Below are 25157 nucleotides of genomic sequence, written 5' to 3'. Positions count from 1 at the left end.
CTTGCTTTTTTTGTTATATAATTTCATAATAGCTTTTATTCAAAACTAAATCACTGCTTGTATATCGTCAAAATCTGGTTGACAGTCTCTACCCGGTGCCGTAAACACCGGACTATAAGCAAAAAAAGGAAGGTCCACGCTTTTTTTGCTTACTTTAAGAAGTAGCAGAGCGGGACCTTTTTTGTAGTTGTGCTGATTTAGTAATATTTTTAACGGGAAAATTCCCAAGGAGGAAAAAAGTGGAAGAGCTAGTATCTAGAATCAAAAAAGACGGCTTAGTTTTAAATCAAGATGTGTTGAAGGTGGATAGCTTTTTAACCCACCAAGTCGATCCCGATTTGATGGCGGCGATTGGCGGCGTTTTTGCTGACGCCTTTAAAGGTCAGCAGATTACCAAAGTGGTAACCATCGAGGCTTCTGGGATTACCCCAGCTATTTTTACCGCGCAAAAATTGCAGGTGCCAATGATTTATGCCCGCAAAGCGAAAAGCCTAACGATGAATGAAGAATTGTTGACTGCTGAAGTCTATTCCTTCACTAAGCAGGTCACCAGCACAGTTTCGATTTCGAAAAAGTTTTTAAATGAAACAGATAAGGTCTTAATCATTGATGACTTTTTAGCCAATGGTCAAGCAGCTAAAGGCTTGATTGAATTGTGCCAGCAAGCCGGAGCAGAGGTTGTCGGCATCGGTATCGTGATTGAAAAATCCTTCCAAGGAGGCCGCCAGCTGATTGAAGATATGGGCTTACCCGTAGTCAGTTTAGCGAGAATCAGCGGCTTTAAAGATGGCGCAGTAGAATTCTTAGAAGGAGATGCTTAATTGATGGAAAGACAAAATGGAAAAGCGGCTGTTTTAGGGTTGCAGCATTTATTGGCGATGTATGCCGGAGCTGTTGCAGTTCCTTTATTAATCGGTCAAGGCTTAGGTTTTAATCAAGAGCAGATGACTTATTTAATTTCAATTGATATTTTTATGTGTGGCGTGGCGACCTTATTGCAATTAACAGTCACTAAGTTTTTCGGGATTGGCCTGCCGGTGGTTTTAGGCTGTGCCATTCAAGCAGTCGCGCCATTGATTATTATCGGCAGCCAAAAGGGCATCGGTGCGATGTATGGGGCGATAATTGTTGCGGGTATTTTTGTAGTGTTGATTGCTGGTGTCTTTTCTAAGGTGAAAAAACTATTTCCACCGATTGTGACCGGGACAGTCATTACAACAATTGGGTTGACTTTAATTCCCGTTGCCATTGAAAAAATGGGCGGCGGCAGTGCAACAGCAGCAAATTTCGGCGACCCGAGCTTTTTAGCTTTAGCATTTATTACAATTTTATTGATTATTTTGTTGCAGATTTTTGCAAAAGGCTTTTTACGTTCGATTGCCGTTTTAGTTGGTTTAGTTGGCGGCACGGTAATTGCGATTCTCATGGGCTTGGTGGATTTCAGCGCCATAGGTGAAGCGCCGGTTTTCCATTTGCCGCAGCCCTTTTATTTTGGGATGCCGACCTTTGATATTTGGTCTATTTTATTGATGATTATCATTTCGATTGTCAGCATGGTGGAATCCACTGGGGTTTATTTTGCCTTAGGGGATATCACCGGCAAAAAAATCGGTGAAACTGAACTGAAAAAAGGTTATCGGGCAGAGGGATTGGCCGTAATCCTCGGTGGTATCTTCAATACTTTTCCTTATACGGGATTTTCTCAAAACGTTGGTTTAGTTCAGCTGTCGGGTATTAAAACCAAAAAGCCAATTTATTTTTCAGCTATCTTTTTAATTATTCTCGGCCTGTTTCCGAAAATCGGTGCCTTGGCCCAGATCATTCCTGATCCAGTTTTAGGCGGTGGTATGCTGGTGATGTTTGGGATGGTTGCTGTCCAAGGCATGCGCATGCTATCAAAAATTAATTTTGCCAACGATAAAAATCTCTTGATTATCGCTGTGTCTCTTGGCTTTGGCTTGGGCTTCAATGTGATGCCGCAAATTTTTGTCCAATTGCCGGAAACAGTCCAAATGTTTGCTGGTAACGGTATTGTGATGTCAAGTTTTGCTGCCATCATTTTAAATTTGATATTTAATGGCGTGCAAGATGAAGCGCCGGATTTCAGTGAAACCAGTCACGTTTAATTTTAAATTTGTTTCACCTTCTGACAGTTCAGAGGGTGATTTTTTTCTAAAAAAATTTTCCACAAAAATCTATCGAAAAATTTACGAACAATTTTTATTTTTATTTATAAAACATTCGATATTATTTTGACAAGCTAAATAGATTGTTGCTAGAATATGGATGAATAAGTAAAGGGAGCGAAAAACATGACGCCACAAGTTGCAGTTATTATGGGTAGTACTTCAGATTGGGAAACCATGAAGCACGCCTGTGAAAGTCTCGAAGAATTAGCAATACCCTATGAAAAAAAAGTAGTTTCAGCCCATCGAACTCCGGATTTAATGTTTTCCTTTGCAGAAAATGCTCGTCAGCGGGGGATTAAAGTGATTATCGCCGGCGCTGGTGGAGCAGCTCATTTACCGGGAATGGTCGCGGCGAAAACAACCTTGCCAGTCATCGGCGTGCCGGTGCAATCCCGAACATTAAACGGCTTGGATTCTTTATTGTCAATTGTTCAAATGCCCGGCGGTGTACCGGTAGCGACCACTGCCATCGGAAAAGCCGGTGCCACGAACGCTGGCTTGCTTGCAGCCCAAATGCTTTCCATGTATGATTTAGATATTGCCGAAAGAATTTCAGACAAACGCAAAAAAATGACAGCAGCAGTGCTGGAAAGTAGTGATCAACTTGGATAAAGCATTATTGCCCGGCGCCGTTATCGGAATTGTCGGTGGCGGCCAATTAGGCAGAATGATGGCGATTAGCGCCAAAGAAATGGGCTTTCGGGTCGGAGTATTAGATCCGGTGGAAAATTGTCCGGCAGCGCAAGTTGCTGATTGGCAAATTAAAGCCGAATACAGCGACATTACAGCCCTTGAAAAATTAGCCAAACGCTCAGATGTCGTGACTTATGAATTTGAAAATGTCGATGTGGCTGCCCTGGTAGCCGTCGAAGAACTTGTTCCCCTGCCTCAAGGAACAGATTTATTAGCAATCACCCAAGACCGCATTTTAGAAAAAACTTTTTTAGAGGAAAATGATATTATTATTGCCCCCCATGCGACGATTATCAATCCGTCAGATATTCTAGATGAAATTGACAGTATCGGTTACCCTTGTGTTTTAAAAACGACAAGGGGCGGGTATGACGGCAAAGGGCAACATGTCATCTATAGCTCTAGCGACTTAGCTTCAGGCATGAATTTACTCCGTAAAGGAACTTGTGTTTTAGAAGCATGGATTCCCTTTGAAAAAGAAATTTCAGTGATGGTTGCCGGTAACGGTGAAGACTATCAAGTTTTTCCAGTCGTCGAAAATATTCATCGGAATAATATTTTACATGAAACTATTGCACCAGCTCGCATCAATGATGAAATCACTGAAGAAGCTCAACGGATTGCCAAAGTAATCGCCGAAGCCTTAGATTTATCGGGAGTTCTAGCAGTGGAAATGTTTTTAACAAAAAATGGTGGCATCTATGTCAATGAGTTAGCACCTCGGCCGCATAATTCCGGTCATTATACAATTGAAGCCTGCAACGTCAGTCAATTTGATATGCATATTCGCGGCATCTGCAATTGGCCTTTGCCTGAAGTCCAATTGCTAGAGAGTGCCGTTATGGTCAATGTCTTAGGGGAAGCTTTATTAGAAACCTACAATTTAATTTCGCAAAAACCGGCTTGGCAATTTCATTATTACGGGAAAGCCGAAGCTAAAAAAGGCCGCAAGATGGGGCATATCACCATTTTAACGGACAATGTCGAAGAAACATTGGAAGAAGTTTACCAAACAAAAATTTGGGATTAATATTTTATTTATGATAAAGGAGCAGACAAGATGTTAGAGCGTTATACTCGCCCAGAAATGGGAGCAATTTGGACAGATCAAAATCGTTATCAAGCGTGGCTTGAGGTGGAAATTTTAGCAGATGAGGCGTGGGCTGAACTAGGTGAAATTCCCGTTGAGGATGTCAAAAAAATTCGTGAAAAAGCGACTTTTGATATTGACCGCATTTTAGAGATTGAAGAAACTACTCGCCATGATGTGGTGGCCTTTACCCGGGCAGTTTCTGAAAGTCTTGGGGAAGAAAGTAAATGGGTTCACTATGGCTTAACTAGTACCGATGTGGTTGATACAGCTTATGGCTATTTGATGAAACAAGCCAATGACATTTTGCGACAAGATTTGAAAAACTTCACAGAAATTATCGGAAAAAAAGCTAAAGAACATAAATACACGGTGATGATGGGCCGGACTCATGGCGTCCATGCAGAGCCAACGACTTTTGGCTTGAAATTAGCGCTGTGGTATTCTGAAATGAAACGTAATATTGAACGGTTTGAACATGCAGCCAAAGGAGTTGAAGCCGGCAAGATTTCTGGTGCCGTCGGAACTTTTGCAAATATTCCACCCTTCGTCGAAGACTATGTTTGTACCCAGTTAGGCATTCGTCCGCAGGATATTTCAACGCAAGTCTTACCAAGAGACTTGCACGCAGAATATTTTGCCGCTATGGCCTTAATTGCGACAAGTATTGAAAAATTTGCCACAGAAATCCGCGGCCTGCAAAAATCAGAAACCCGCGAAGTCGAAGAATTTTTTGCCAAAGGACAAAAGGGCTCTTCTGCAATGCCCCATAAACGCAACCCAATTGGGTCAGAAAATATGGCAGGCTTAGCGCGTGTGATTCGCGGACATATGGTGACTGCTTATGAAAATGTTTCCCTTTGGCATGAAAGAGATATTTCCCATTCGTCAGCGGAGCGGATTATCATTCCGGATACTACAATTTTATTGGATTATATGTTGAATCGTTTTGGTAATATTGTCAAAAACTTGACAGTCTTCCCAGAAAATATGCAACGCAATATGCAGGCTACTTTTGGCCTGATTTACAGCCAACGGGTGATGCTAAAATTAATTGACAGCGGCATGACTAGAGAAGAGGCTTATGATTTGGTTCAGCCGAAGACAGCCTTAGCTTGGGATAACCAAACTGACTTTAGACCGTTATTAGAAGAAGATGCCAAAATTATGGATGTTTTAACCAAGGCAGATTTAGATGACGCCTTTGATTATCATCATCATTTAAAAAATGTCGACGTGATTTTTGATCGGGTCGGTTTAGGAGCATAAAAAAATTGCGCCTTCAGCTAGCTGAGGGCGCAATTTTTTATTTACGGGCTTTAGCCGCTGTTTTAACATCCTTGCGCTTCATCAACCAGCCAATTGCAATCCCTAAGATAAACAGGATTAAAATCAGAACTAAGAGGGGACAGCGGACAGAAAAGAAAATAAAATCAATGGTCACTGGCGTCCAGTTTTGAAAGGCAAAAACAATTACAAAAAGACTCACCACAATCCCAATAATGCGTTTAATGGTTAGAAATTCTTTGACACGTTCCATTTTTACACCACCTTTAAGAAAATTTTAGCGGACTCTTTACTAAGGTGCAATTTTTTTGACTAACAAAAAAGCCAAGTCTGCAACATGAGCTGACAGGCTTGGCGAATTGATTAGTATTATGCAGGTTGTAAATTGTTTTCCAGCATGTTTTTCCGGAGTTCTTTTTCTAAAGACTCCACAAAGGTCATGTTCAAATCCTGATCATCAAAAGAGACCGTCAGATTGTAACAGGTCTTCAACCAATGCTGTTCTTGAATTTGTTCAATCACTAAGCAATGATTGTCATTTTTATACTCAAAATGTTTTTTCTTGTCGTTAAAAAGCCGGCGACTAGCGCGACGGATTTTCCGTAAAGAGTAGTGTTTGACATCTTGGTTTTTTTCATGGACGCGGGAAATCGCCAAAAGATCATTGTATAAGCGATTTTTTTCCTCATCCGCTAAGCTTTGTAAAAAATCCTGAGCCGTTTGCCACGAATTATTCATCCAAATCCTCCATCCGCAAATGCAATTCTATTGGTACTATATCATATCCAGAAAGCATAGTAAACGTTACCATAATAAGCCTGCTTTTATCTTTGCTGAAAACACGAACGTTTTTCTAATAGAATTATTAAAACGTCAAGAAAATCGTTGACCAAGATTTTTTCCGTTGTTACAATATAGGCAGAAAATATTTCGTGTTTTTAGAAATAATTGATGAAAAAGGAGCAAACCACCCGTGGAAAAATTGGAACTGCTATATGAAGGCAAAGCCAAAAAACTTTATCGTACGGACAATCCTGATATCTTATGGGTTGAATACCTGAATCAAGCAACAGCTTTAAACGGTGCCAAGAAAGATGCGATTCAAGGAAAGGGCCAACTGAACAATCAGATTACCAGCCGTATTTTTGATGAGCTAAACAAAAACAATATTCCCAATCATTTCCAAGAAATCCTCTCAGAAACCGAACAATTAATAAAAAAGGTCGACATTATTCCCCTTGAAGTTGTCGTCCGCAATGTAGCTGCCGGCAGTTTTTCAAAACGCCTAGCAATCCCTGAAGGAACACCTTTAAACTTTCCAATCCTCGAATTTTATTTCAAAGAAGATGCCTTAGATGATCCAATGATTAATGATGACCATGTCTTAGTGCTAGACATCGCCACGCAAGAAGAAATCGATCAAATCAAAACGATTGCTTTTGCTGTCAATAAAGCGTTGCTTAATTTATTTAAAAACATCGGCATTCAATTAATCGATTTTAAAATTGAAGTCGGCCGCACAGCAGACGGAATTTTATTAGCAGATGAAATTTCTCCCGATACTTGTCGTTTGTGGGATATAGATTCTGGTGAACATTTGGATAAAGATATTTACCGCCGCGACTTAGGGGATTTAGTTCCCATCTATCAAGAAGTCTTAGATCGTTTAGAAAAAATTTCACAATAAATCAACTACACAATAAAAGGAGCAAACTCATGTATTTCGTTAAAGTTTATGTTACATACAAGGATTCAGTTTTAGACCCTCAAGGAGAAGCCGTGAAAGGTGCAGTCCATCGGATGGGCTACGAAGAAATTGAAGAGATTCGGATTGGGAAATACTTTGAAATGAAAGTTGCGAAAAGCGACCGTCCAGTTGAAGCGATGATTGAAGAAGTTTGTGATAAATTATTGGCCAACGTCAATATGGAAAGCTACCGTTACGAAATTGCTGAATTGGAGGAAGTTTAACATGAAATTTGCAGTGATCGTTTTTCCTGGTTCAAACTGCGATATGGATATGTTATGGGCAATCAAAGATATCATGGGAGCCGATGCTGAATACGTGCGCCATGATGCAAAGAGCCTAGCTGGTTTTGACGGCGTCTTATTACCAGGAGGTTTTTCCTATGGTGACTACCTACGCTGTGGTGCGATTGCTCGCTTTTCTGCCATCATGTCAGAAGTGGTGCGCTTTGCTGAAGAAGGCAAACCAGTCTTTGGTACTTGCAATGGTTTCCAAGTCTTAACAGAAGCTGGTTTATTGCCGGGGGCTTTAAGAAGAAATGATTCGCTACATTTTATCTGCAAAACAGTTCCTTTAAAAGTTGAAAATAATCAGACAAACTTCACTTCAGAATACGAAGCCGGTGAAGTGATTCAGATTCCCGTTGCTCATAACGATGGCAATTATTACTGTGACGAGGCGACTTTAGCGGAATTAAAAGCTAACAATCAGATTGTCTTTACCTATGAAGGTGAAAATATTAACGGGAGTGTCGAAGCAATTGCCGGCATCACCAATAAAGCCGGTAATGTGATGGGCATGATGCCCCATCCAGAACGAGCGATGGAAAGTCTGTTGGGTTCAGAGGACGGCAGAAAATTCTTTGCGTCAATGTTGAAAAATTTCGGGAGGGTCACAGCTTAAATGAAAACAATCACAGAACCAACTGGCCAAGAGATTAAAGATCAAAAGATTTATGCACAATGGGGCTTAACCGATGAAGAATACCGGATGATTTCAGAAGATATCCTCGGCCGTTTACCTAATTACACAGAGACGGGTTTATTCTCGGTAATGTGGAGCGAACATTGTTCTTATAAAAATTCCAAACCCGTTCTTAGAAAATTTCCGACAAGCGGCCCGCAAGTTCTGCAGGGTCCAGGAGAAGGCGCGGGTATTGTGGATATCGGCGACAATCAGGCGGTTGTCTTTAAAGCGGAAAGCCACAACCATCCATCGGCAGTCGAACCTTATGAAGGTGCGGCCACTGGTGTGGGTGGTATCATTCGCGACATTTTTAGCATGGGAGCTCGACCAATTGCTGTTTTAGATTCATTGCGTTTTGGTGAATTGGACAATGCCCGCACCAAATATTTATTAGAAGAAGTGGTTCACGGTATCAGCGGCTACGGAAATTGTATCGGCATTCCGACAGTTGGTGGTGAAGTGGCTTTTGATCCTTGTTATGAAGGAAACCCTTTAGTCAATGCAATGTGTGTTGGTTTAATTGACCATAAAGATATTCAAAAGGGTCAAGCCAAAGGTGTTGGCAATTCGATTATGTATGTCGGTGCTAAAACTGGTCGGGATGGCATTCACGGTGCGACCTTCGCCTCGGAAGAATTCGTTGAAGGGGAAGAACAACAACGTTCAGCCGTCCAAGTCGGCGACCCTTTTATGGAAAAACTTTTATTAGAAGCCTGCTTAGAATTAATTTTAGATCACGCTGATATTTTAGTCGGCATCCAAGACATGGGAGCCGCTGGTTTAGTTTCTTCAAGTTCAGAGATGGCTTCAAAGGCCGGTTCTGGTTTGAAATTGTATTTAGACGATGTACCGCAACGGGAAACTAATATGACGCCTTATGAAATGATGTTGTCTGAATCTCAGGAAAGAATGCTGATTTGTGTCGAGCAAGGGCATGAGGCTGAAGTGGTTGAATTATTTGAAAAGTATGACTTAGATGCGGTGACCATCGGTGAAGTAACCGATGATGGTTTGTATCGCTTATTCCACAAAGGCGTTGAAGTAGCGAATCTACCAGTTGACGCTTTAGCAGAAGATGCGCCGGTTTACAATAAAGAACGCAAAGAGCCTGCCCGCATTCAAGAATTTGCTGAGATGAATGATTTTCAACCAGCAATTTTTGATGCCTCACAAACTTTGATGGCTTTATTGCAACAGCCAACGATTGCTTCTAAGAGAATGATTTATGAAACATATGATTCACAGGTTCGCACAAATACCGTAGTGCGCCCAGGTAGTGATGCGGCCGTTTTACGTGTTCGCGGCACGAATAAAGCTTTGGCGATGACCACTGATTGTAACGCACGCTATTTGTATTTAAACCCAGAAATTGGCGGACAAATTGCCGTAGCAGAAGCTGCCAGAAATATTGTCGCTAGTGGCGGCCAGCCTTTAGCAATTACCGACTGTTTAAACTACGGCTCACCAGACAAACCAGAGGGCTTCTGGGAATTATGGACTTCTGCTGACGGAATTTCTGCCGCTTGTAGTATGTTGGATACGCCGGTTATTTCCGGTAATGTTTCTTTGTACAATGAAACAAACGGCAAAGCGATTTACCCAACGCCGATGATTGGCATGGTTGGTTTAATTAAAAACTTAGAAGACATCACCACACAGGAATTTAAAAAAGCTGATGACTTAGTTTATGTAATTGGTGACACTAAAGCTGATTTTAACGGTTCTGAATTGCAAAAAATGCAATTAGGCAAAATTGAAGGGCGTTTGATGGACTTTGATTTGGCTGTCGAAAAAGCCAATCAAGCAGCGGTCTTAAAAGCGATTCAAGCCGGTTTAGTTGCCAGTGCTCACGATTGTGCTGAGGGTGGTTTGGCTGTTGCTATCGCCGAAGCCAGCTTCAAAAATAATTTAGGGGTCGAGGCCAGCATTTCTATACCTCAAGCGAATCTTTTTTCAGAAACCCAATCTCGCTTTGTAATTTCAGTGGCGCCAGAAAATCAAACTGCTTTTGAAGACTTGTTGAAGTCTGAAAAAGTACCGATGACTTTAATTGGTAAAGTTACTCAAATGCCACAAATTAAACTTACCGCCGAAGACGGCTTAATTGATGTTGCGACGAAGGAAGCGAACCAACTTTGGGAGGAAGCTATTCCATGTCTTATGAAGTAAAAAGTCTAAACGAAGAATGTGGCGTGTTTGGCGTCTGGGGTCACCCGGATGCCGCCCGCGTCACCTATTTTGGTCTCCATAGCCTGCAACACAGAGGGCAAGAAGGCGCCGGTATCGTTGCCAATCATCAAGGCAAACTAGACGGCTACCGTGACTTAGGATTGTTGTCAGAAGTTTTTAAAGACGAACGAATTTTAGACCGCCTGCAAGGCAATGCCGCAATCGGGCATGTCCGCTATGCGACTGCCGGCAATGGCAGTGTCGATAATATTCAGCCGTTTTTATTTAAATTTTACGACGGTTCAGTTGGCTTAGCTCATAATGGCAATTTGACTAATGCCAAAACGCTAAGAACCAATTTAGAAAAACTCGGCGCCATTTTTCATTCTAATTCCGATACGGAAATTTTGATGCATCTGATTCGCACCAGTCCTAAACGGGAATTTTTGGATCAGTTAAAAGAAGCGTTGAACCAAGTCAAAGGGGGCTTTGCTTATCTTTTAATGCAGGAAGACTGCATGATTGCCGCCCTTGACCCTAATGGATTTCGGCCATTATCGATTGGCCAAATGAAAAACGGCGCCTATGTGATTGCCTCAGAAACATGTGCCTTAGAAGTAATCGGTGCTGAATTTATTCGTGATGTCAATCCGGGAGAAATTGTAATTGTTGATGATGAGGGGATTCATTATGACAAATACACCGAGGATACTCAGCATTCCATTTGTTCGATGGAATATATTTATTTTGCCCGTCCTGATTCAAATATTGCCGGTGTCAATGTCCATACTGCACGAAAAAATATGGGCCGCATTTTGGCCGAAGAAGCACCAGTCGAAGCTGATATGGTTGTCGGCGTACCGAATTCTTCTTTATCGGCTGCCAGTGGCTACGCTGAAGCCAGTGGGATTCCCTATGAAATGGGGCTGGTGAAAAACCAATACATTGCCAGAACTTTTATTCAGCCGACACAAGAGCTACGAGAGCAGGGCGTGCGGATGAAACTTTCAGCGGTTCGAGGCGTTGTTGAAGGCAAGCGGGTCATCATGGTGGATGATTCGATTGTGCGGGGCACGACCAGTAAGCGCATTGTGCAATTATTAAAAGAAGCCGGCGCAAAAGAAGTCCATGTCAGAATTGCTTCGCCGCCATTGCGTTATCCTTGTTTTTATGGGATTGATATTCAAACCCGTAAAGAATTGATTGCCGCAAATCATACAGTTGATGAAATTCGTGATGTGATTACTGCTGATAGCTTGAGTTATTTAAGTGAACAGGGATTAATTGATGCGATTGGCCTAAATTTTGATGCGCCTTATTCTGGGTTGTGTATGGCCTATTTTAACGGCGATTATCCAACGCCATTATATGATTATGAAGATCGTTATTTGGCGTCATTGAAGGAACATGTTTCATTCTATTAAAGAGAAGAGGAAGTCTAATGGCGAATGCCTATGCAAAAGCCGGCGTTGATGTCGAAGCTGGTTATGAAGTAGTCGAACGAATAAAAAAACATGTCAAAAAAACCGAGCGTCTAGGAGTGATGGGAGCTCTAGGCGGTTTCGGCGGTTGTTTTGATTTATCTCAGGTGGATGTGAAGGAACCAGTTTTAATTTCGGGAACAGATGGTGTGGGCACCAAATTAATGGTAGCTATCCAAGAGGACAAGCACGATACAATTGGGATTGACTGTGTCGCGATGTGTGTCAATGACATCGTTGCTCAAGGAGCCGAGCCGTTATACTTTTTAGATTATATTGCTACAGGAAAAAATATTCCTGCTCGTTTGGAACAAGTTGTGGCTGGTGTCGCAGAAGGCTGCTTGCAGGCCGGTGCTGCTTTAATCGGTGGCGAGACTGCTGAAATGCCCGGCATGTACGATGAAAACGATTATGATTTAGCGGGCTTTGCAGTTGGCGTTGCGGAAAAGAGCAACCTCGTGACTGGTGAAAAAATTGCAGCAGGCGACATCTTATTGGGCCTGCCTTCAACTGGCATCCATTCCAATGGTTATTCTTTGGTTCGCAAGGTGTTCTTTGAGGAAAATAAATTTGACGGACAAGCCGAGCTACCTGAATTAGATGGTAAAACGCTAGGGGCTGAACTGTTAACGCCGACCAAAATTTATGTCAATGCCTTGTTGCCTTTAGTCAAAAAGCAATTGGTCAATGGTATCGCTCATATCACCGGCGGCGGTTTTGTTGAAAATATTCCCCGCATGCTGCCAGCAAACTTAGCAGCAGAAATCAAACTAGGTTCATGGCCGGTGTTACCAATTTTTACAGCTTTAGAAAAATACGGTAAAATTCCTGCTTTAGAAATGTATGAAATTTTCAATATGGGTATTGGTATGGTCTTGGCTGTCGCACCGGATAAAGCCGCTGCAACTAAGCAAGCATTAACTGACGCCCATGAGGTTTATTTTGAAATCGGGCAAGTGGTTGATAAAACCAATGAAGCTGTGGTATTAAAAAATGACTAGGCCCAAAGTTGCAGTCTTAGCTTCGGGTAATGGTAGCAATTTTCAAGTTTTAGCGGAAGCCTTCCAAAAAGGGAACATTGCTGGTGAGTTACTCTTACTTTTTAGTGATCAACCAAAAGCTTATGTTTTGGAGCGGAGCCAACAGCTAGGGATTGAGGCAAGAAGCTTTTCACCGAAGAATTTTGCTTCAAAAAAAGCCTATGAAGTAACTCTTTTGCAACTGCTAATGGATAAAGAAATTGATTTAGTTTTACTGGCGGGTTATATGCGAATTATTGGTGACACGCTTTTAAAGGCATATCCCAATCGGATTATCAATATCCATCCTTCATTGCTGCCGGATTTTCCCGGATTGCATGGGATTCAAGACGCCTTTGAAGCTGGCGTCACGGAGACTGGTGTGACCATTCATTTTATTGATGATGGTGTTGATACCGGACCAATTATTGCCCAAGGGAAAGTTACTGTCAGTGAGGATGATACCCTCGAGTCTTTAGAGGAAAAAATTCATGCCCTAGAACACCAGCTTTATCCGCAGGTGGTTGCTAAAGTCATAGCAGAAAACTTTAAATAAACGAATTTATCATAGATAAAGGTAAGGAGCAAATAGTTCATGAGAGCATTAATCAGTGTATCTGATAAAAACGGTATCGTCGAGTTTGCCAAAGGTTTAACGGCCTTAGGGATTGAAATTATTTCAACCGGAGGCACAAAAAAAGCTTTGGAGGACGCTGGATTAGCAACAATCGCCATCGATGATGTGACTGGTTTTCCAGAAATGATGGATGGCCGGGTTAAAACCTTGCATCCCAAAATTCATGGTGGCTTATTGGGCCGTCGTGATGTAGAGAGTCACATGCAGGCGATGGCTGATCACGACATTCAGCCAATTGATTTAGTCGTGGTGAATCTATATCCTTTTAAAGAAACGATTTTGAAAGCCGATGTTACCGAAGCTGAAGCCATTGAAAATATTGATATTGGTGGACCAAGCATGCTTCGGTCCGCTGCTAAAAATCATGCAGCAGTGACAGTCGTTGTAGATCCTTTAGATTATCAAGTCGTTTTAGATGAGCTGCAAGAATTAAATGCGACAACTCTTTCAACACGGCAACGCTTGGCGGCTAAAGTTTTCCGCCATACAGCAGCTTATGATGCGCTAATTGCCGGTTACCTTACAGACTTAGTTGCAGAGGAAACACCGGAGAGCTTGACGCTGACTTATGATTTGAAACAAACGCTCCGCTATGGGGAAAATAGCCACCAAGAGGCTGCCTTTTATCAAAGCGGCCTACCGGTTGCTTTTTCAATAGCCCAAGCAAAACAGCTTCACGGAAAAGAATTGTCTTATAATAATATTCGAGATGCTGATGCAGCGATTCGGATTGCTAGAGAATTTGAAGAGCCAACTGTGGTGGCGGTCAAACATATGAATCCTTGCGGTATTGGTACAGGGGCAACTATTTTAGAAGCCTACGATTATGCTTATGAGGCTGATCCTGTTTCAATTTTCGGTGGTATCATTGTTTTGAATGGAGAAGTCGATTTAGAGACAGCTAGTAAAATGCATGAATTATTTTTAGAAATTATCATTGCGCCAAGCTTTACTGATGATGCCTATGATATTTTAGCCAAGAAGAAAAATCTCCGTTTAATGACTCTAGATTTTTCTGAAAAAGCTAAAGCTGCTGGTGTTGAGACTGTTTCTGTTTTAGGCGGACTATTAGTGCAAGACCAAGATACGGTCAAAGAAGTCGCTAGTGAATGGCAAGTTGTGACCGAGCGCCAACCTTCAGCAGAGGAATTAAAAGCCTTAGAATTTTCTTGGAGAGCTGTTAAGCATGTGAAATCCAATGCGATTGTCGTGGCAAATAATCATCAGACTTTGGGCATCGGTGCAGGTCAAATGAATCGAGTGGGCTCAGTGAAAATCGCCATCGAACAAGCAGGCGACCGCATTTCAGAAGCTGTTTTGGCCTCAGATGCTTATTTCCCAATGGGTGACAGTGTCGAATATGCAGCAGAACATGGCATCAAAGCCATCGTTCAACCTGGTGGCAGCATTCGGGACCAAGAGTCAATTGATATGGCCAACAAATATGGCATTGCGATGGTCTTCACCGACATCAGACATTTTAGACATTAAAATCTTATAGAGAGCGCTAGATTTTGCTGCGCTCTCCTAAATTTAAAATTAAGGTCTGTAGCAAAGGCTTAAGTGACCGCTGCTGCAGACCTTTTTAAAATTGGAGGAAATCATGGGATTAAATATTTTAGTAATCGGCTCAGGTGGTCGGGAACATGTCATCTGTCAGAAATTTTTACAAAGTCCTCTTGTTGACCAAGTATTTTGTGCAAAGGGAAATGCTGGCATGATCAAAAACGGTATTCAAATTGTCGATATTGCTGAAGATGACCATGCGACGTTAATTGCTTTTGCCAAAGATCAGCAAATCGACTGGAGTTTTATCGGTCCAGAGGTTCCTTTATTAAATGGAATTGTCGATGATTTCGCAGCGGCTGGTCTGAAAGCCTTTGGTCCGAAAAAGGCTGCGGCGATGATTGAAGGTTCAAAGGATTTTGCGAAAGAAATTATGACCAAATATCAAATTCCAACAGGTGCCTACCAAACCTTTTATGAGTTTGAAAAAGCTAAAGAATATGTTGAAAAAATGGGTGCTCCCATTGTAATTAAAGCGGATGGATTAGCTGCAGGCAAGGGAGTTGTCGTGGCATTGACCATAGAAGAAGCGACGGCTGCTTTAAAAGATATGCTGGAGGATAATAAATTCGGGGCATCCGGAGCCAAGGTAGTTGTCGAAGAATTTTTAGCCGGGGAAGAATTTTCACTATTGGCTTTTGTTCGCAATCAAGAGGTTTATCCAATGGTGATTGCCCAAGATCATAAACGGGCCTATGACAATGACTTAGGTCCAAATACTGGCGGAATGGGCGCTTATGCACCGGTGCCACAAATTCCAGAAGCGATGGTAACAGAAGCCATCGAAAAGATTTTGAAGCCTGCCGCTGCTGGCTTATTAGCTGAGGGCCGCGATTTTACAGGGATTTTATATGCGGGTTTAATCGCAACAGAAGCGGGCCCTAAGGTTATCGAATTTAATGCTCGCTTTGGCGATCCAGAAACCCAAGTGGTCCTGCAGCGTTTAGAAAGTGATCTAGCGAAAATTATTTCAGATTTATTAAATGGTAAAACCCCTGAAATCTCTTGGCAAAAAACTGGTTATTCTTTGGGAGTGGTCGTGGCTGCAGATGGCTATCCTGGGGAGTATCAAAAAGGGCAAGTCATTCCTGAGTTCACAGAAGGCAATGTCTATTATGCAGGTGTTGCCGAAGAAGACGGTCGCTTAGTAACTAACGGCGGCAGAGTTTATCTAGTTGAAGCTTCTGGTGCAACTTTAAAAGAGGCGCAAACTAAGGTCTATCAGATGTTAGATGAGGCTGATACAACCGGGACCTTTTATCGCCATGATATTGGTGCAAAAGCGATTCAAGAATAAAATAAACCCTTCATCTATTACTCACTTAGAGTAACGGATGAAGGGTTTTTAATTTTAAAATTTATTTCCACATCAATTAAGCAGTCTCAATCTTTTTTTCAGAAGTTAAAGCTTGGGGATTGCGTTCTTGCTGCATTTGCACCCAAACCATAAAGGTTAATAAGGTCCACAATTTTCTAGAGACATCTTGCTTGCCACTGGCGTGTAATTCCAACAGGGAGAGGGCATACTTTTTATCAATCCATTGATCGACATCAGACGTTTGAATAATACTTTTAGCCCAGTCATACAATTCATTTTTTAACCAAAAGCGGATTGGCACAGGGAAGCCTAATTTTTTACGGTAAATCACAGATTCTGGCACAAAACTTTCCGCTGCTTTCCGTAAAATATATTTTGTAGTATTGTGGGCAATCCGCATATCAGAGGGGATTTTGCTGGCCACTTTAAAGACTTCTTTATCAACAAATGGTGTTCGCAATTCCAAAGAAGAGGCCATTGTCGTCCGATCAGCATTTGTCAGTAAATCGCCAATCAACCAAGTGTTCATGTCAATGTATTGCATGCGGGTGATTGGATCAATATTTTTTGAATCATTATAAAAAGGTGCTGTTACCTGCATATAATTCACATCATTGCGGTATTGCTTCATAAATTGCCGCTTTTCTTCTTCGTTGAAGATTTTGGCATTTCCCACATAGCGTTCTTCAATCGGGGTCGTTCCCCGGACTAAAAAGCTCTTACCTTTAACGCCTTCAGGAATTATTTTTGACATCTGCCGCAAAGCTGAATTTAAGCTCCGGGGGAATTTATCGAACATCGCTAAAGAATTTGGTTCATTATAAATCGTATAGCCGCCGAATAATTCATCGGCACCTTCACCGCTTAAAGCGACTTTACAAATTTTCCGGGCTTCTCTGGCTAAAAAGTATTGGGGTACAGCCGCCGGATCTGCAAGGGGCTCATCCATATCCCAGACAAATTCTGGGAAGCTCTCCGCAAAAGCTTCAGGGGTAATCAGACTGCTGTGGTTTTTGACACCAAGCTCATCGGCAGTTTGTTTAGCCAAGTCAATCTCGCTATAGCCTTCCCGTTCAAAACCAACAGAAATGGTATTTAAATCATTATTAAATTCCCGGGCCAAGGCAACAATAATCGAAGAATCAATGCCGCCGGATAAAAAGGAGCCAACGGTCACATCAGAGCGCATGTGTTTTTCAACACTGTCGTATAAAACATTGCGGATTTCTTCAACTAAAACTTTTTCCTCCGTATGAACCGGATGGAAGGCCGGCGTAAAGTAGCGTTTAATTTCTAACGGCTTGCCAGCTTCTTTAAAGATGTAATGACCAGGCACCAAGCGTTTAATTTCATGAGTCATTGTCATTGGGTCAGGTACAAACTGATAGGTCATATATTGTTGTAACGCTTCATTGCTAAAGGTCTGTTCAGTTAAAATCCCCCGCAAAGATTTTGACTCAGAGGCAAAATACAAGCGGTCGCCGACTTCTGTATAATGAAAAGGTTTGATTCCAAAATGATCTCTGGCACCGAATAAGGTTTTTTCTTGGGTATCCCAAATAACAAAGCCAAACATACCTCGCAGGTAATTGACCACATCTTTACCATGTTTTTTATACATGCCCAAGATTACTTCGGTATCACTATGGGTCGCAAAAGAATAGCCTTCAGCGATTAGTTCTTCTCTTAATTCCACATAATTATAAATTTCGCCATTGAAGGTAATCCAATAGCGTTGATTATCATAGGACAAAGGTTGCCCACCATGTTTGATATCAATAATACTCAAACGACGAAAGCCTAATGTCACAGCGTCATCCTGATAATATCCCTCATCATCTGGACCACGGTGAATAATTCTTTCTGTCATCTTCTTTACTTGCGGACGAAAATCCTCTGCTTCATTGTAGTGAACACAGCCAACGAATCCACACATGTTATTGCCTCCCATATCTATTTCCATTTTCCAAAAAGGTAAACTTGCTTAAAATCATTTGTTTTTGAAATAAAGGTCAGACGGTCTTTTAAACCGGCTCCTTCACTCGTAAAATCATAGCACAGCTAGCTTTAAAAGTATAATCTGAACCACAAAAAAACTAGAAAGTCTTAAAAATATTTAATTTTTTATGCTGACAGTAAAGTTTTGTCAGTTTATTTGATTCTGTTATTTCATTTGAAATAATGAAACCCCTTTTAAAGAAATTGTGGTACACTTTAAGATGGAACCAAAAAATCTTTTTATCGTTTTTCAAGAATAGGGAGGAATCATCAAAATGCGGACAATGAAATTTGGACCAACCGATCAAAAAGTTGATGCAGTGATTTTAGGAGCAATGCGGATTAATAATGCGGAAAATCCTCAGGCAGTGATTGAAACAGCCGTTGATGCAGGCATTACTTTTTTTGACCACGCTGATATTTATGGAGCAGGCAACTGCGAAACAATTTTCGGTGAAGCCCTCAAGAAAACCTCAATTAAACGGGAAGATTTATTTATTCAAAGTAAATGCGGCATTGTTCCAGGAAAATTATTTGATTTTTCAAAGGAACATATTATTGAATCTGTAGAAGGCAGTTTAAAACGCCTGCAAATGGATCATTTAGATGCTTTGTTGTTACACCGTCCAGATGCTTTAATGGAGCCAGAAGAAATTGCAGCGGCTTTTGATGAGCTAGCAGCTAGCGGTAAGGTCAAACACTTTGGCGTCAGCAACCAAAATCCAAGCCAAATTGATTTATTGAAAAAAACAGTTAAGCAGCCATTAGTTGCCAACCAATTACAATTTGGCATTATGCACACTGGCATGATTGATTCAGGCATTCATGTCAATATGACTGATGAGGGCAGCGTTGATCATGACGGGGGCATTTATCATTATTCCCGCCTGCATGATATGACAATCCAAGCGTGGTCGCCATATCAATATGGTTTCTTTGAAGGTGTCTTTATCGGCAATGAAAAATTCCCTGAGTTGAACAAAAAGCTTGAAGAGATGGCTGAAAAATACAATACAACACCAACAGGAATTGCCTCCAGCTGGATTTTACGTGTGCCAAATATGCAAGTGATTGCCGGCACAATGAATCTTGGCCGCATTAAAGAAATTGCGGCTGCTTCAGAGATTAAAATGTCAAAAGATGACTGGTATGATGTGTATTTAGCTGCTGGAAATATTTTGCCATAAGCCATTAAATTGTGAGTCTGTGACATTAGTTATCATAGAACTGAAAATTCTTAACAATTCTGATATGCGCGACAGGATACTTAAAAAATTACTACGAAGTGTTGTGCATTTGCGATGAGGACCAACTAGGTCAAAGGAGCAAAGCCAATCAGAATTGGGATTTGTCTATTGATTAAACTAATGGTGCAGGCTCTTTTTTTATTTTTCAAAAAAGCAATCAAAGAATTGCTTTTTTTGATTTTTTAGGGAAAAATATAGGAAAAGACAAAGTAGGTGGTGAGACAAATGCAACTACTATGGAAAAATCTTGAAGATCAAAATCTGCGGGTGAAAATTCGCCAAAATCCCGAAAATTTTGTCGGCCATGATGGGCAAACCGCTCTGCAGAAAATGATTCTTGGGGCCTTAGACTGTCTGGTTTCGATTGCTACTGATCTGCGGCAATGCCATCTGCTTTTAGCAATTAATAATCACGAGCTGACGGCGACCCTGCGTTTGCCAGAGGAACAGCCGTTAGAGCCTTGGTTAAACAGCCAAAATATCATCGATTTTAGTGAGTTGTTGGTTTTAAAAAATCTTTCCTCTTATTTTACAATTGAAGTTCAAAATCAGCAGCAGTTTATCAGTCAAACTTATCATGATGGACTTCTAAAAGATAAACAACAGGCTTTATTTGAAGGTAATTTCAAAAAAGTCAGTCTGCGCTTTATTCCAGATTTTAAAGGCTTTGACAGCCAGCCTTTAGCTTATGGTGTGTTTTATAATTTTTGTCATCAGCTGGCTTTTTTAAACGATGGGCTGATTGTTGAGCTGAAGGAAAATCAAACGCAAAAAAATTATTTTTTGTTTCGCCAAGGACTGGTGGAGTATTTGTATGAGCAGGATGAATTTTCCTCCCGCCGCCGCAAACCTTTTTACTTTGAAAAACAAGTTCAGCATGTTCAGCTAAAAGTTGCATTATCCCGCAATGATCAGGGGCGAATTGCCGCCAGTTTTGCCAACAATTTACAAACCTATCAAGGTGGAACCCATTTGGAGGGCTTGATTGACGGAGCGCTGTTGGCTTTAAATGACTATTTCAAAAAGCAGAACAATATCGCCGTCTTTGACGAAGAAAAATTATTGACCCGTTTTGATTTGGCCGTGGCTGTTAAGTTACCTAGTGCGAAATATTTTGGAATTACTAAGTTGAAGTTGCGCAATCCCGAGGTTCATCAGCTGGTTGAAGAGACAGTAGCTGATGAGTTCGCTACTTTTTTAGACCGTTATCCCCTCTGGTACAAGGATAAATAAAAAATGTTCGGTTTTTCCTTGTTTGACGAGAGGAAAGCCGAACATTTTTTTGATTTGTTTGCAAAAAAGTTATTTTTTATCAGAGAAGGGCTTGCTTTTTTTATTGATTTCGTGTAATTTACTTATGGCGAAATAAATCAGCGGAACAATAAATTAATGTTCGTGTTTTGCCAGAATAATGGGAGGTCATTTACTATGAAAGTATTTGATTACGAAGATATCCAGTTAGTACCGAATAAATGTATTGTGAACAGCCGTTCAGAATGTGATACAACAGTCACTTTAGGCAAGCATAATTTCCGTTTGCCAGTCGTGCCTGCAAATATGCAAACGATTGTGGACGAAACAATTGCGACATTCTTAGCTGAAAATAATTATTTCTATATTATGCACCGTTTTGATGAAGATGACCGCATTTCTTTTATTCAAAGAATGCAGTCAAAAGGCTTAATCAGCTCAATTTCTGTCGGTGTCAAAGAAAACGAGTATGCTTTTGTTGAACAATTGGCCAAAGAAAATTTGGTGCCTGATTATATTACAATTGATATTGCCCACGGCCATTCCAATGCCGTGATTAACATGATTGGTCATATTAAAAAGCATTTGCCTGACAGTTTTGTGATTGCCGGCAATGTTGGGACACCAGAAGCTGTTAGAGAATTAGAAAATGCTGGTGCGGATGCAACCAAGGTTGGGATTGGACCAGGAAAAGTTTGTATCACCAAAATTAAAACCGGTTTTGGCACAGGCGGCTGGCAATTAGCAGCCTTGCGCTGGTGTGCGAAGGCTGCCCGCAAGCCGATTATTGCCGATGGCGGTATTCGGACCCACGGCGACATTGCCAAATCGATTCGCTTTGGTGCTACTATGGTGATGATCGGTTCGTTATTTGCCGGTCATGAAGAATCACCTGGGGAAACTAAAGTTGAAAACGGCGTTGTCTACAAAGAATATTTCGGAAGTGCCTCAGAATTTCAAAAGGGCGAGAAGAAAAATGTCGAAGGCAAAAAAATCTGGATTCAACACAAGGGTAGTTTAGCTGACACCTTAATTGAAATGGAACAAGATTTGCAATCTTCTATTTCTTATGCCGGTGGCCGTGACCTTGAAGCGATTCGCAAAGTGGACTATGTGATTGTTAAAAATTCAATTTTTAACGGTGATACCATCTAAATTTTATGAAGCTTGTTTAATAGTTTTACCAAAAAGCCTATCAGTTTTGATAGAAAGCAGTCAGTCCAAAAATTATTGAGACTGATTAGGCGAATTTTGGGTTAACCTATTCAGCAAGCTTTTTTGTGTTTTACCTGATACACTAAAGATAGCAAAATAGTAAAGGAGCAGGTATGAAACTTTATTTAATTCGTCACGGAGAAACTGATTGGAATGTCGCCAGTAAAATTCAAGGCAAATCAGATATTCCATTAAATGCAAATGGACAGGCTCAAGCTGAGCAATTGGCTGAGAAACTGGCAGCAAATCCTCTGAAATTTAGCAAAATTTATAGCAGCCCTTTAAAAAGGGCCGTCGCAACAGCCGATATTCTTAGTCAACAGCTAAAGCTAGGATTAATTGTTGCAGAAGGCTTAAAGGAAATTAATCTGGGCGTTTGGGAAGGCTTCACTTGGCCCGAAGTTGCGGAAAAATATCCGCTGGAATATCGGCAATGGTACGAAAATCGTCGGAGGACCCGACCACCAGCAGGGGAGTCTTATCAGGACTTGCTGGATCGGTTACTACCAACTTTGGTGACAATTATTGGCGAAAATTCTCAAGATGTTGCACTTGTCACCCACAGTGCGGTGATTATGACGCTGGAAAGTTTTTTACACGACACGCCTTTTGCCAAGATGGGGCAATATAAAAATGGCAACACAGGCATCACTGAGGTTTCGGCAGAAATGTTATTGACTAAAGTCCGTTAAAGATTTTTGAAGTACATTAACATAAAAATATTCAAAAGCTGTTACACAATTTTTTTAGATATTATTCCCGAAACTTATTGAGTTTGTCTTTCTAGTCTAAGAAGAAGATTGGATGGAAAATCTAGCTGCTTATACAATCTGGCTGATTTGATGCACAAGCTCACAATAGTTAGTAGCTTTCACTAATTATTTTTCGGAAAAAAATATCATTAATTAAATTTTGTGTCACAGTTTTTTTTATACAATTTTACTTTACCTGTCGTAGTAATTTTGCTATACTATTTACAACGACAGACGTAGTAATTGTTAGGAGGGGAGCAGATGATCTCAAGCGACGGGATCAGAGGCTATAACGATGTGATTATCTTATCCATTTTAAAAGCCGGCGAATCCTACGGTTATGGTATTTCAAAAGCCATTCGGGAAGTAACAGAAGGAAAATATATTATCAAAGAGACGACTTTGTATTCGGCCTTTAACCGTTTGGAAAAAAACGGCTATATCGAATCGTTTCCCGGAGCAATCACCCACGGAAAAAAGCGCACCTACTATCGAATTACCGATTTAGGCAAAACTTTTTTAACTGAAAAAGAAGCAGAGTGGCAGCTGACAAAAGCAGTTGTTGATTTATTTATTTAGGAGGACAGGAAAATGAAAACTATTCGGGATTACTTGGAGAGCCTATTTTTAGGAGTGCCTGAAAGTCTGGAAAAAGACCAATTAAAAGCCGATTTAATGGCAAACATGGAAGACCGCTACGAGGAATTAATTAGTGAAGGCAAAGGTGAGCATGAAGCAATTGGCATCACCATTACTGAATTTGGGTCAATTGATGAGTTGCTAGCTGATTTAGAAATTTTAAAAGATGGGCATCAACAAGAGGAACCAGCAGATGACAATTGGCACGATGCAATTTCTCGAGAGGAAGCCTTTGCCTTTTTAGAAATATATCGCCGTTCTGCTTTTAAAATTGGCTTGGGTGTTTTACTAATTCTGTTGAGTGTCAGTCAGCTGATTTTCCTTAGTGAGATGTACGCCGAATATGTTGGTCTTTTTCTATTTTTCATTTTGATAGGTTGTGGTGTGGCCTTGTTTATTGTCGCAGGAATGGCCATCACAAATGTCTCCAAATCTTTAGACGATCGGCCAATCCCTAGAAATGTCGCCCAAGAAGTCTCAAAGATTAAAAATGATTTCCGGCGTTCTTTTGCAGCCAGTATTACAATTGGCGTACTGATTATTATTTTTTCGGTGGGCTTACTTTTTATCGGTGAAATGCTAGGTGGCGACGGTCTAGGAGTTAGTATGATGTTCTTTGGTGTTGGCTTTGGGGTAACCCTGCTCGTCTATGGCGGCATGGTGCAAGGGAGTTTTGAGAAATTAACCAGTGAACGGATTTTTGTAGCAGATGAAGATCAACCGGGACCTAGAGCCCGTCAAGCGAAAAATCTGCCTCCCTTTATCGTCTTTTTAAATGGAATTTACTGGCCAATTGTGGTCGCTATCTTCTTAATCGGCGGCTTTATCTTCCACGCCTGGAGTATTTCTTGGATTGTTTTTCCAATCGCCGGTGTCCTTTATGGCAGCATTCAAGCCGCTGTTGAAAGGTAAGCGTTCTTTAACGATTCACTTATAAAACTGATTTGCCACTTTTATTTGAGAAATTTGTCTAGGAAACAGCTAGGACAATTTCTTGAATTGAAAAGCGCAAATCAGTTTTTTATTTGTAAAAGGAAAAAATGCAACGAGTCAGAGGTCTCCTTGTAAACTATTGCCAACAAAAGTGATTTTCTCAGCTAATCCCCTATAAAAATGCTATAATGTTTCTTGTGAAAAGTACAAGTTTTGGAGGAATTATGAATCAGCAAGTGTTATCCAAACGTTTAGCTAGCGTCGGTGAATATGTTTTAGAAAATGCCCGACTAGCCGACATCGGTTCTGACCATGCCTATCTGCCAGTCGCTTTAGTGCTGCAGGGGAAAATAAATTTTGCAATTGCCGGTGAAGTCGTTAAAGGCCCCTTTGAATCGGCGCAAAAGCAAGTCGCAAAAAATGGCTTGCAAAAAAATATTCAAGTCCGCTTAGCAGATGGTCTAGCGGCCGTTGAAAAGACCGACCAGATTACCGCTGTGACAATTTGTGGCATGGGGGGCAGTCTGATTCGAGATATCTTGGCAGCGGGTGTGCAGCAGGAAAAGTTAAACGGCAGTGAACGGCTCATTTTGCAACCGAATATTGGTGAAAATATTTTACGCAGTTGGCTAAAAGAGCAAGAGTATCAAATTGTCGCAGAAACAATTTTAGAGGAAAATCATAAAACTTATGAAATAATTGTCGCCGAAAAAGCAGCGACAGCAGTTGCGTATTCACCAGCGGAAATTTTACTTGGTCCTTTTTTGAGCCAAGAAAAAAATCCCGTTTTTATAAAGAAATGGCAGCGGGAGTTAAGCAATCGACAACGCATTCTCAATCAATTAAATTCAGCTACTAGCGCCACACCAGAAAAAATTGCCCAGTTCCAAGCAGAAATTGAACTAATTGAAACTGCATTAGCAAATCAATAAGCGCAACTACCCGCAAACCTTATGAAAT

The 25157-nt window shown here is 41.0% G+C and carries 24 protein-coding genes and 1 riboswitch; of the genes, 21 read left to right on the top strand and 3 right to left on the bottom strand.

What is annotated here, in order from left to right; translation table 11 throughout:
• Positions 1-37 precede the first annotated feature (37 nt).
• Positions 38-135, top strand: a riboswitch (purine riboswitch).
• Between the two features lie 104 nt (positions 136-239).
• The 5 genes from AC1Z3S_RS06630 to purB all read left to right on the top strand — a co-directional run bounded on the left by AC1Z3S_RS06630 (position 240) and on the right by purB (position 5241).
• Positions 240-821, top strand: coding sequence for a xanthine phosphoribosyltransferase (locus AC1Z3S_RS06630; protein WP_461739696.1), 582 nt, complete (start codon positions 240-242; stop codon positions 819-821).
• A gap of 3 nt (positions 822-824) precedes the next feature.
• On the top strand, positions 825-2126 hold the full coding sequence (locus tag AC1Z3S_RS06625; protein ID WP_265457769.1) for a nucleobase:cation symporter-2 family protein: 1302 nt from the start codon (positions 825-827) through the stop codon (positions 2124-2126).
• A gap of 186 nt (positions 2127-2312) precedes the next feature.
• Positions 2313-2801 (top strand): 5-(carboxyamino)imidazole ribonucleotide mutase, encoded by a 489-nt coding sequence (gene purE / locus AC1Z3S_RS06620; RefSeq protein ID WP_265457134.1) that lies wholly within the window; start codon positions 2313-2315, stop codon positions 2799-2801.
• Entirely contained in the window at positions 2785-3912 is a 1128-nt protein-coding gene (purK, locus tag AC1Z3S_RS06615) for a 5-(carboxyamino)imidazole ribonucleotide synthase (protein ID WP_461737592.1), read from the top strand. Before purE ends, purK begins: the two co-directional genes overlap by 17 nt.
• A gap of 30 nt (positions 3913-3942) precedes the next feature.
• Positions 3943-5241 (top strand): adenylosuccinate lyase, encoded by a 1299-nt coding sequence (gene purB, locus AC1Z3S_RS06610; protein WP_461739695.1) that lies wholly within the window; start codon positions 3943-3945, stop codon positions 5239-5241.
• Positions 5242-5278: 37 nt separating this feature from the next.
• Here purB and AC1Z3S_RS06605 read toward each other — a convergent pair whose 3' ends face one another.
• Together AC1Z3S_RS06605 and AC1Z3S_RS06600 are read right to left on the bottom strand one after the other, a co-directional pair.
• Positions 5279-5512, bottom strand: coding sequence for a lipopolysaccharide assembly protein LapA domain-containing protein (locus AC1Z3S_RS06605; protein ID WP_461737594.1), 234 nt, complete (start codon positions 5510-5512; stop codon positions 5279-5281).
• 116 nt (positions 5513-5628) lie between these two features.
• Positions 5629-5997, bottom strand: coding sequence for a hypothetical protein (locus AC1Z3S_RS06600; protein WP_461739694.1), 369 nt, complete (start codon positions 5995-5997; stop codon positions 5629-5631).
• A 235-nt stretch (positions 5998-6232) separates the two neighbouring features.
• Here AC1Z3S_RS06600 and purC point away from each other — a divergent pair, with 235 nt between their 5' ends.
• The 9 genes from purC (at position 6233) to purD (ending at position 16141) form a co-directional block, all read left to right on the top strand.
• Positions 6233-6946 (top strand): phosphoribosylaminoimidazolesuccinocarboxamide synthase, encoded by a 714-nt coding sequence (purC, locus tag AC1Z3S_RS06595; RefSeq protein WP_461739693.1) that lies wholly within the window; start codon positions 6233-6235, stop codon positions 6944-6946.
• A 29-nt stretch (positions 6947-6975) separates the two neighbouring features.
• Positions 6976-7230, top strand: a complete 255-nt coding sequence (gene purS / locus AC1Z3S_RS06590; RefSeq protein WP_265457147.1) for a phosphoribosylformylglycinamidine synthase subunit PurS — start codon at positions 6976-6978, stop codon at positions 7228-7230.
• Position 7231: 1 nt separating this feature from the next.
• A complete protein-coding gene (purQ, locus tag AC1Z3S_RS06585; protein ID WP_461739692.1) occupies positions 7232-7909 on the top strand; it encodes a phosphoribosylformylglycinamidine synthase subunit PurQ in 678 nt (225 codons plus the stop codon).
• Positions 7910-10141, top strand: a complete 2232-nt coding sequence (gene purL / locus AC1Z3S_RS06580; RefSeq protein ID WP_461739691.1) for a phosphoribosylformylglycinamidine synthase subunit PurL — start codon at positions 7910-7912, stop codon at positions 10139-10141. It abuts the gene before it with no gap.
• Positions 10126-11565 (top strand): amidophosphoribosyltransferase, encoded by a 1440-nt coding sequence (purF, locus tag AC1Z3S_RS06575; RefSeq protein WP_461739690.1) that lies wholly within the window; start codon positions 10126-10128, stop codon positions 11563-11565. The genes purL and purF overlap by 16 nt, the downstream gene beginning before the upstream one ends.
• A 17-nt stretch (positions 11566-11582) precedes the next feature.
• Positions 11583-12623, top strand: a complete 1041-nt coding sequence (gene purM / locus AC1Z3S_RS06570) for a phosphoribosylformylglycinamidine cyclo-ligase (RefSeq protein WP_461739689.1) — start codon at positions 11583-11585, stop codon at positions 12621-12623.
• The gene (gene purN / locus AC1Z3S_RS06565) at positions 12616-13197 is read left to right on the top strand and encodes a phosphoribosylglycinamide formyltransferase (protein WP_461739688.1); all 582 of its coding nucleotides are present in this window, start codon (positions 12616-12618) and stop codon (positions 13195-13197) included. The genes purM and purN overlap by 8 nt, the downstream gene beginning before the upstream one ends.
• 39 nt (positions 13198-13236) lie before the next feature.
• Positions 13237-14769, top strand: coding sequence for a bifunctional phosphoribosylaminoimidazolecarboxamide formyltransferase/IMP cyclohydrolase (purH, locus tag AC1Z3S_RS06560; protein WP_461739687.1), 1533 nt, complete (start codon positions 13237-13239; stop codon positions 14767-14769).
• A 112-nt stretch (positions 14770-14881) separates the two neighbouring features.
• A complete protein-coding gene (gene purD, locus AC1Z3S_RS06555) occupies positions 14882-16141 on the top strand; it encodes a phosphoribosylamine--glycine ligase (protein ID WP_461739686.1) in 1260 nt (419 codons plus the stop codon).
• A gap of 76 nt (positions 16142-16217) precedes the next feature.
• On the opposite strand, the gene asnB is transcribed toward purD, so the two are convergent.
• Positions 16218-18098, bottom strand: coding sequence for an asparagine synthase (glutamine-hydrolyzing) (asnB, locus tag AC1Z3S_RS06550; protein ID WP_461739685.1), 1881 nt, complete (start codon positions 18096-18098; stop codon positions 16218-16220).
• A gap of 337 nt (positions 18099-18435) precedes the next feature.
• Between asnB and AC1Z3S_RS06545 the strand changes: the two genes are divergently transcribed.
• From AC1Z3S_RS06545 to AC1Z3S_RS06515, 7 genes are all read left to right on the top strand, one after another.
• Positions 18436-19347: an aldo/keto reductase gene (locus tag AC1Z3S_RS06545; RefSeq protein WP_461739684.1), complete on the top strand. Its 912-nt coding sequence runs from the start codon at positions 18436-18438 to the stop codon at positions 19345-19347.
• A gap of 285 nt (positions 19348-19632) precedes the next feature.
• Positions 19633-20640, top strand: a complete 1008-nt coding sequence (locus AC1Z3S_RS06540; RefSeq protein ID WP_461739683.1) for a DNA topoisomerase subunit B — start codon at positions 19633-19635, stop codon at positions 20638-20640.
• Positions 20641-20835: 195 nt separating this feature from the next.
• Entirely contained in the window at positions 20836-21813 is a 978-nt protein-coding gene (gene guaC, locus AC1Z3S_RS06535; RefSeq protein WP_461737608.1) for a GMP reductase, read from the top strand.
• A 173-nt stretch (positions 21814-21986) separates the two neighbouring features.
• Positions 21987-22565: a histidine phosphatase family protein gene (locus AC1Z3S_RS06530; protein WP_461739682.1), complete on the top strand. Its 579-nt coding sequence runs from the start codon at positions 21987-21989 to the stop codon at positions 22563-22565.
• Between the two features lie 321 nt (positions 22566-22886).
• The gene (locus tag AC1Z3S_RS06525; RefSeq protein ID WP_461739681.1) at positions 22887-23204 is read left to right on the top strand and encodes a PadR family transcriptional regulator; all 318 of its coding nucleotides are present in this window, start codon (positions 22887-22889) and stop codon (positions 23202-23204) included.
• A 12-nt stretch (positions 23205-23216) separates the two neighbouring features.
• The gene (locus AC1Z3S_RS06520; RefSeq protein ID WP_461739680.1) at positions 23217-24176 is read left to right on the top strand and encodes a permease prefix domain 1-containing protein; all 960 of its coding nucleotides are present in this window, start codon (positions 23217-23219) and stop codon (positions 24174-24176) included.
• Positions 24177-24421: 245 nt separating this feature from the next.
• Positions 24422-25129: a tRNA (adenine(22)-N(1))-methyltransferase gene (locus tag AC1Z3S_RS06515; RefSeq protein ID WP_461737612.1), complete on the top strand. Its 708-nt coding sequence runs from the start codon at positions 24422-24424 to the stop codon at positions 25127-25129.
• Positions 25130-25157: the final 28 nt, after the last annotated feature.

This window comes from Enterococcus sp. LJL90 (genome assembly GCF_056924355.1).
The sequence above is the reverse complement of the archived record's forward strand: the minus strand, read 5'-3'. Positions and strand labels throughout refer to the sequence as shown.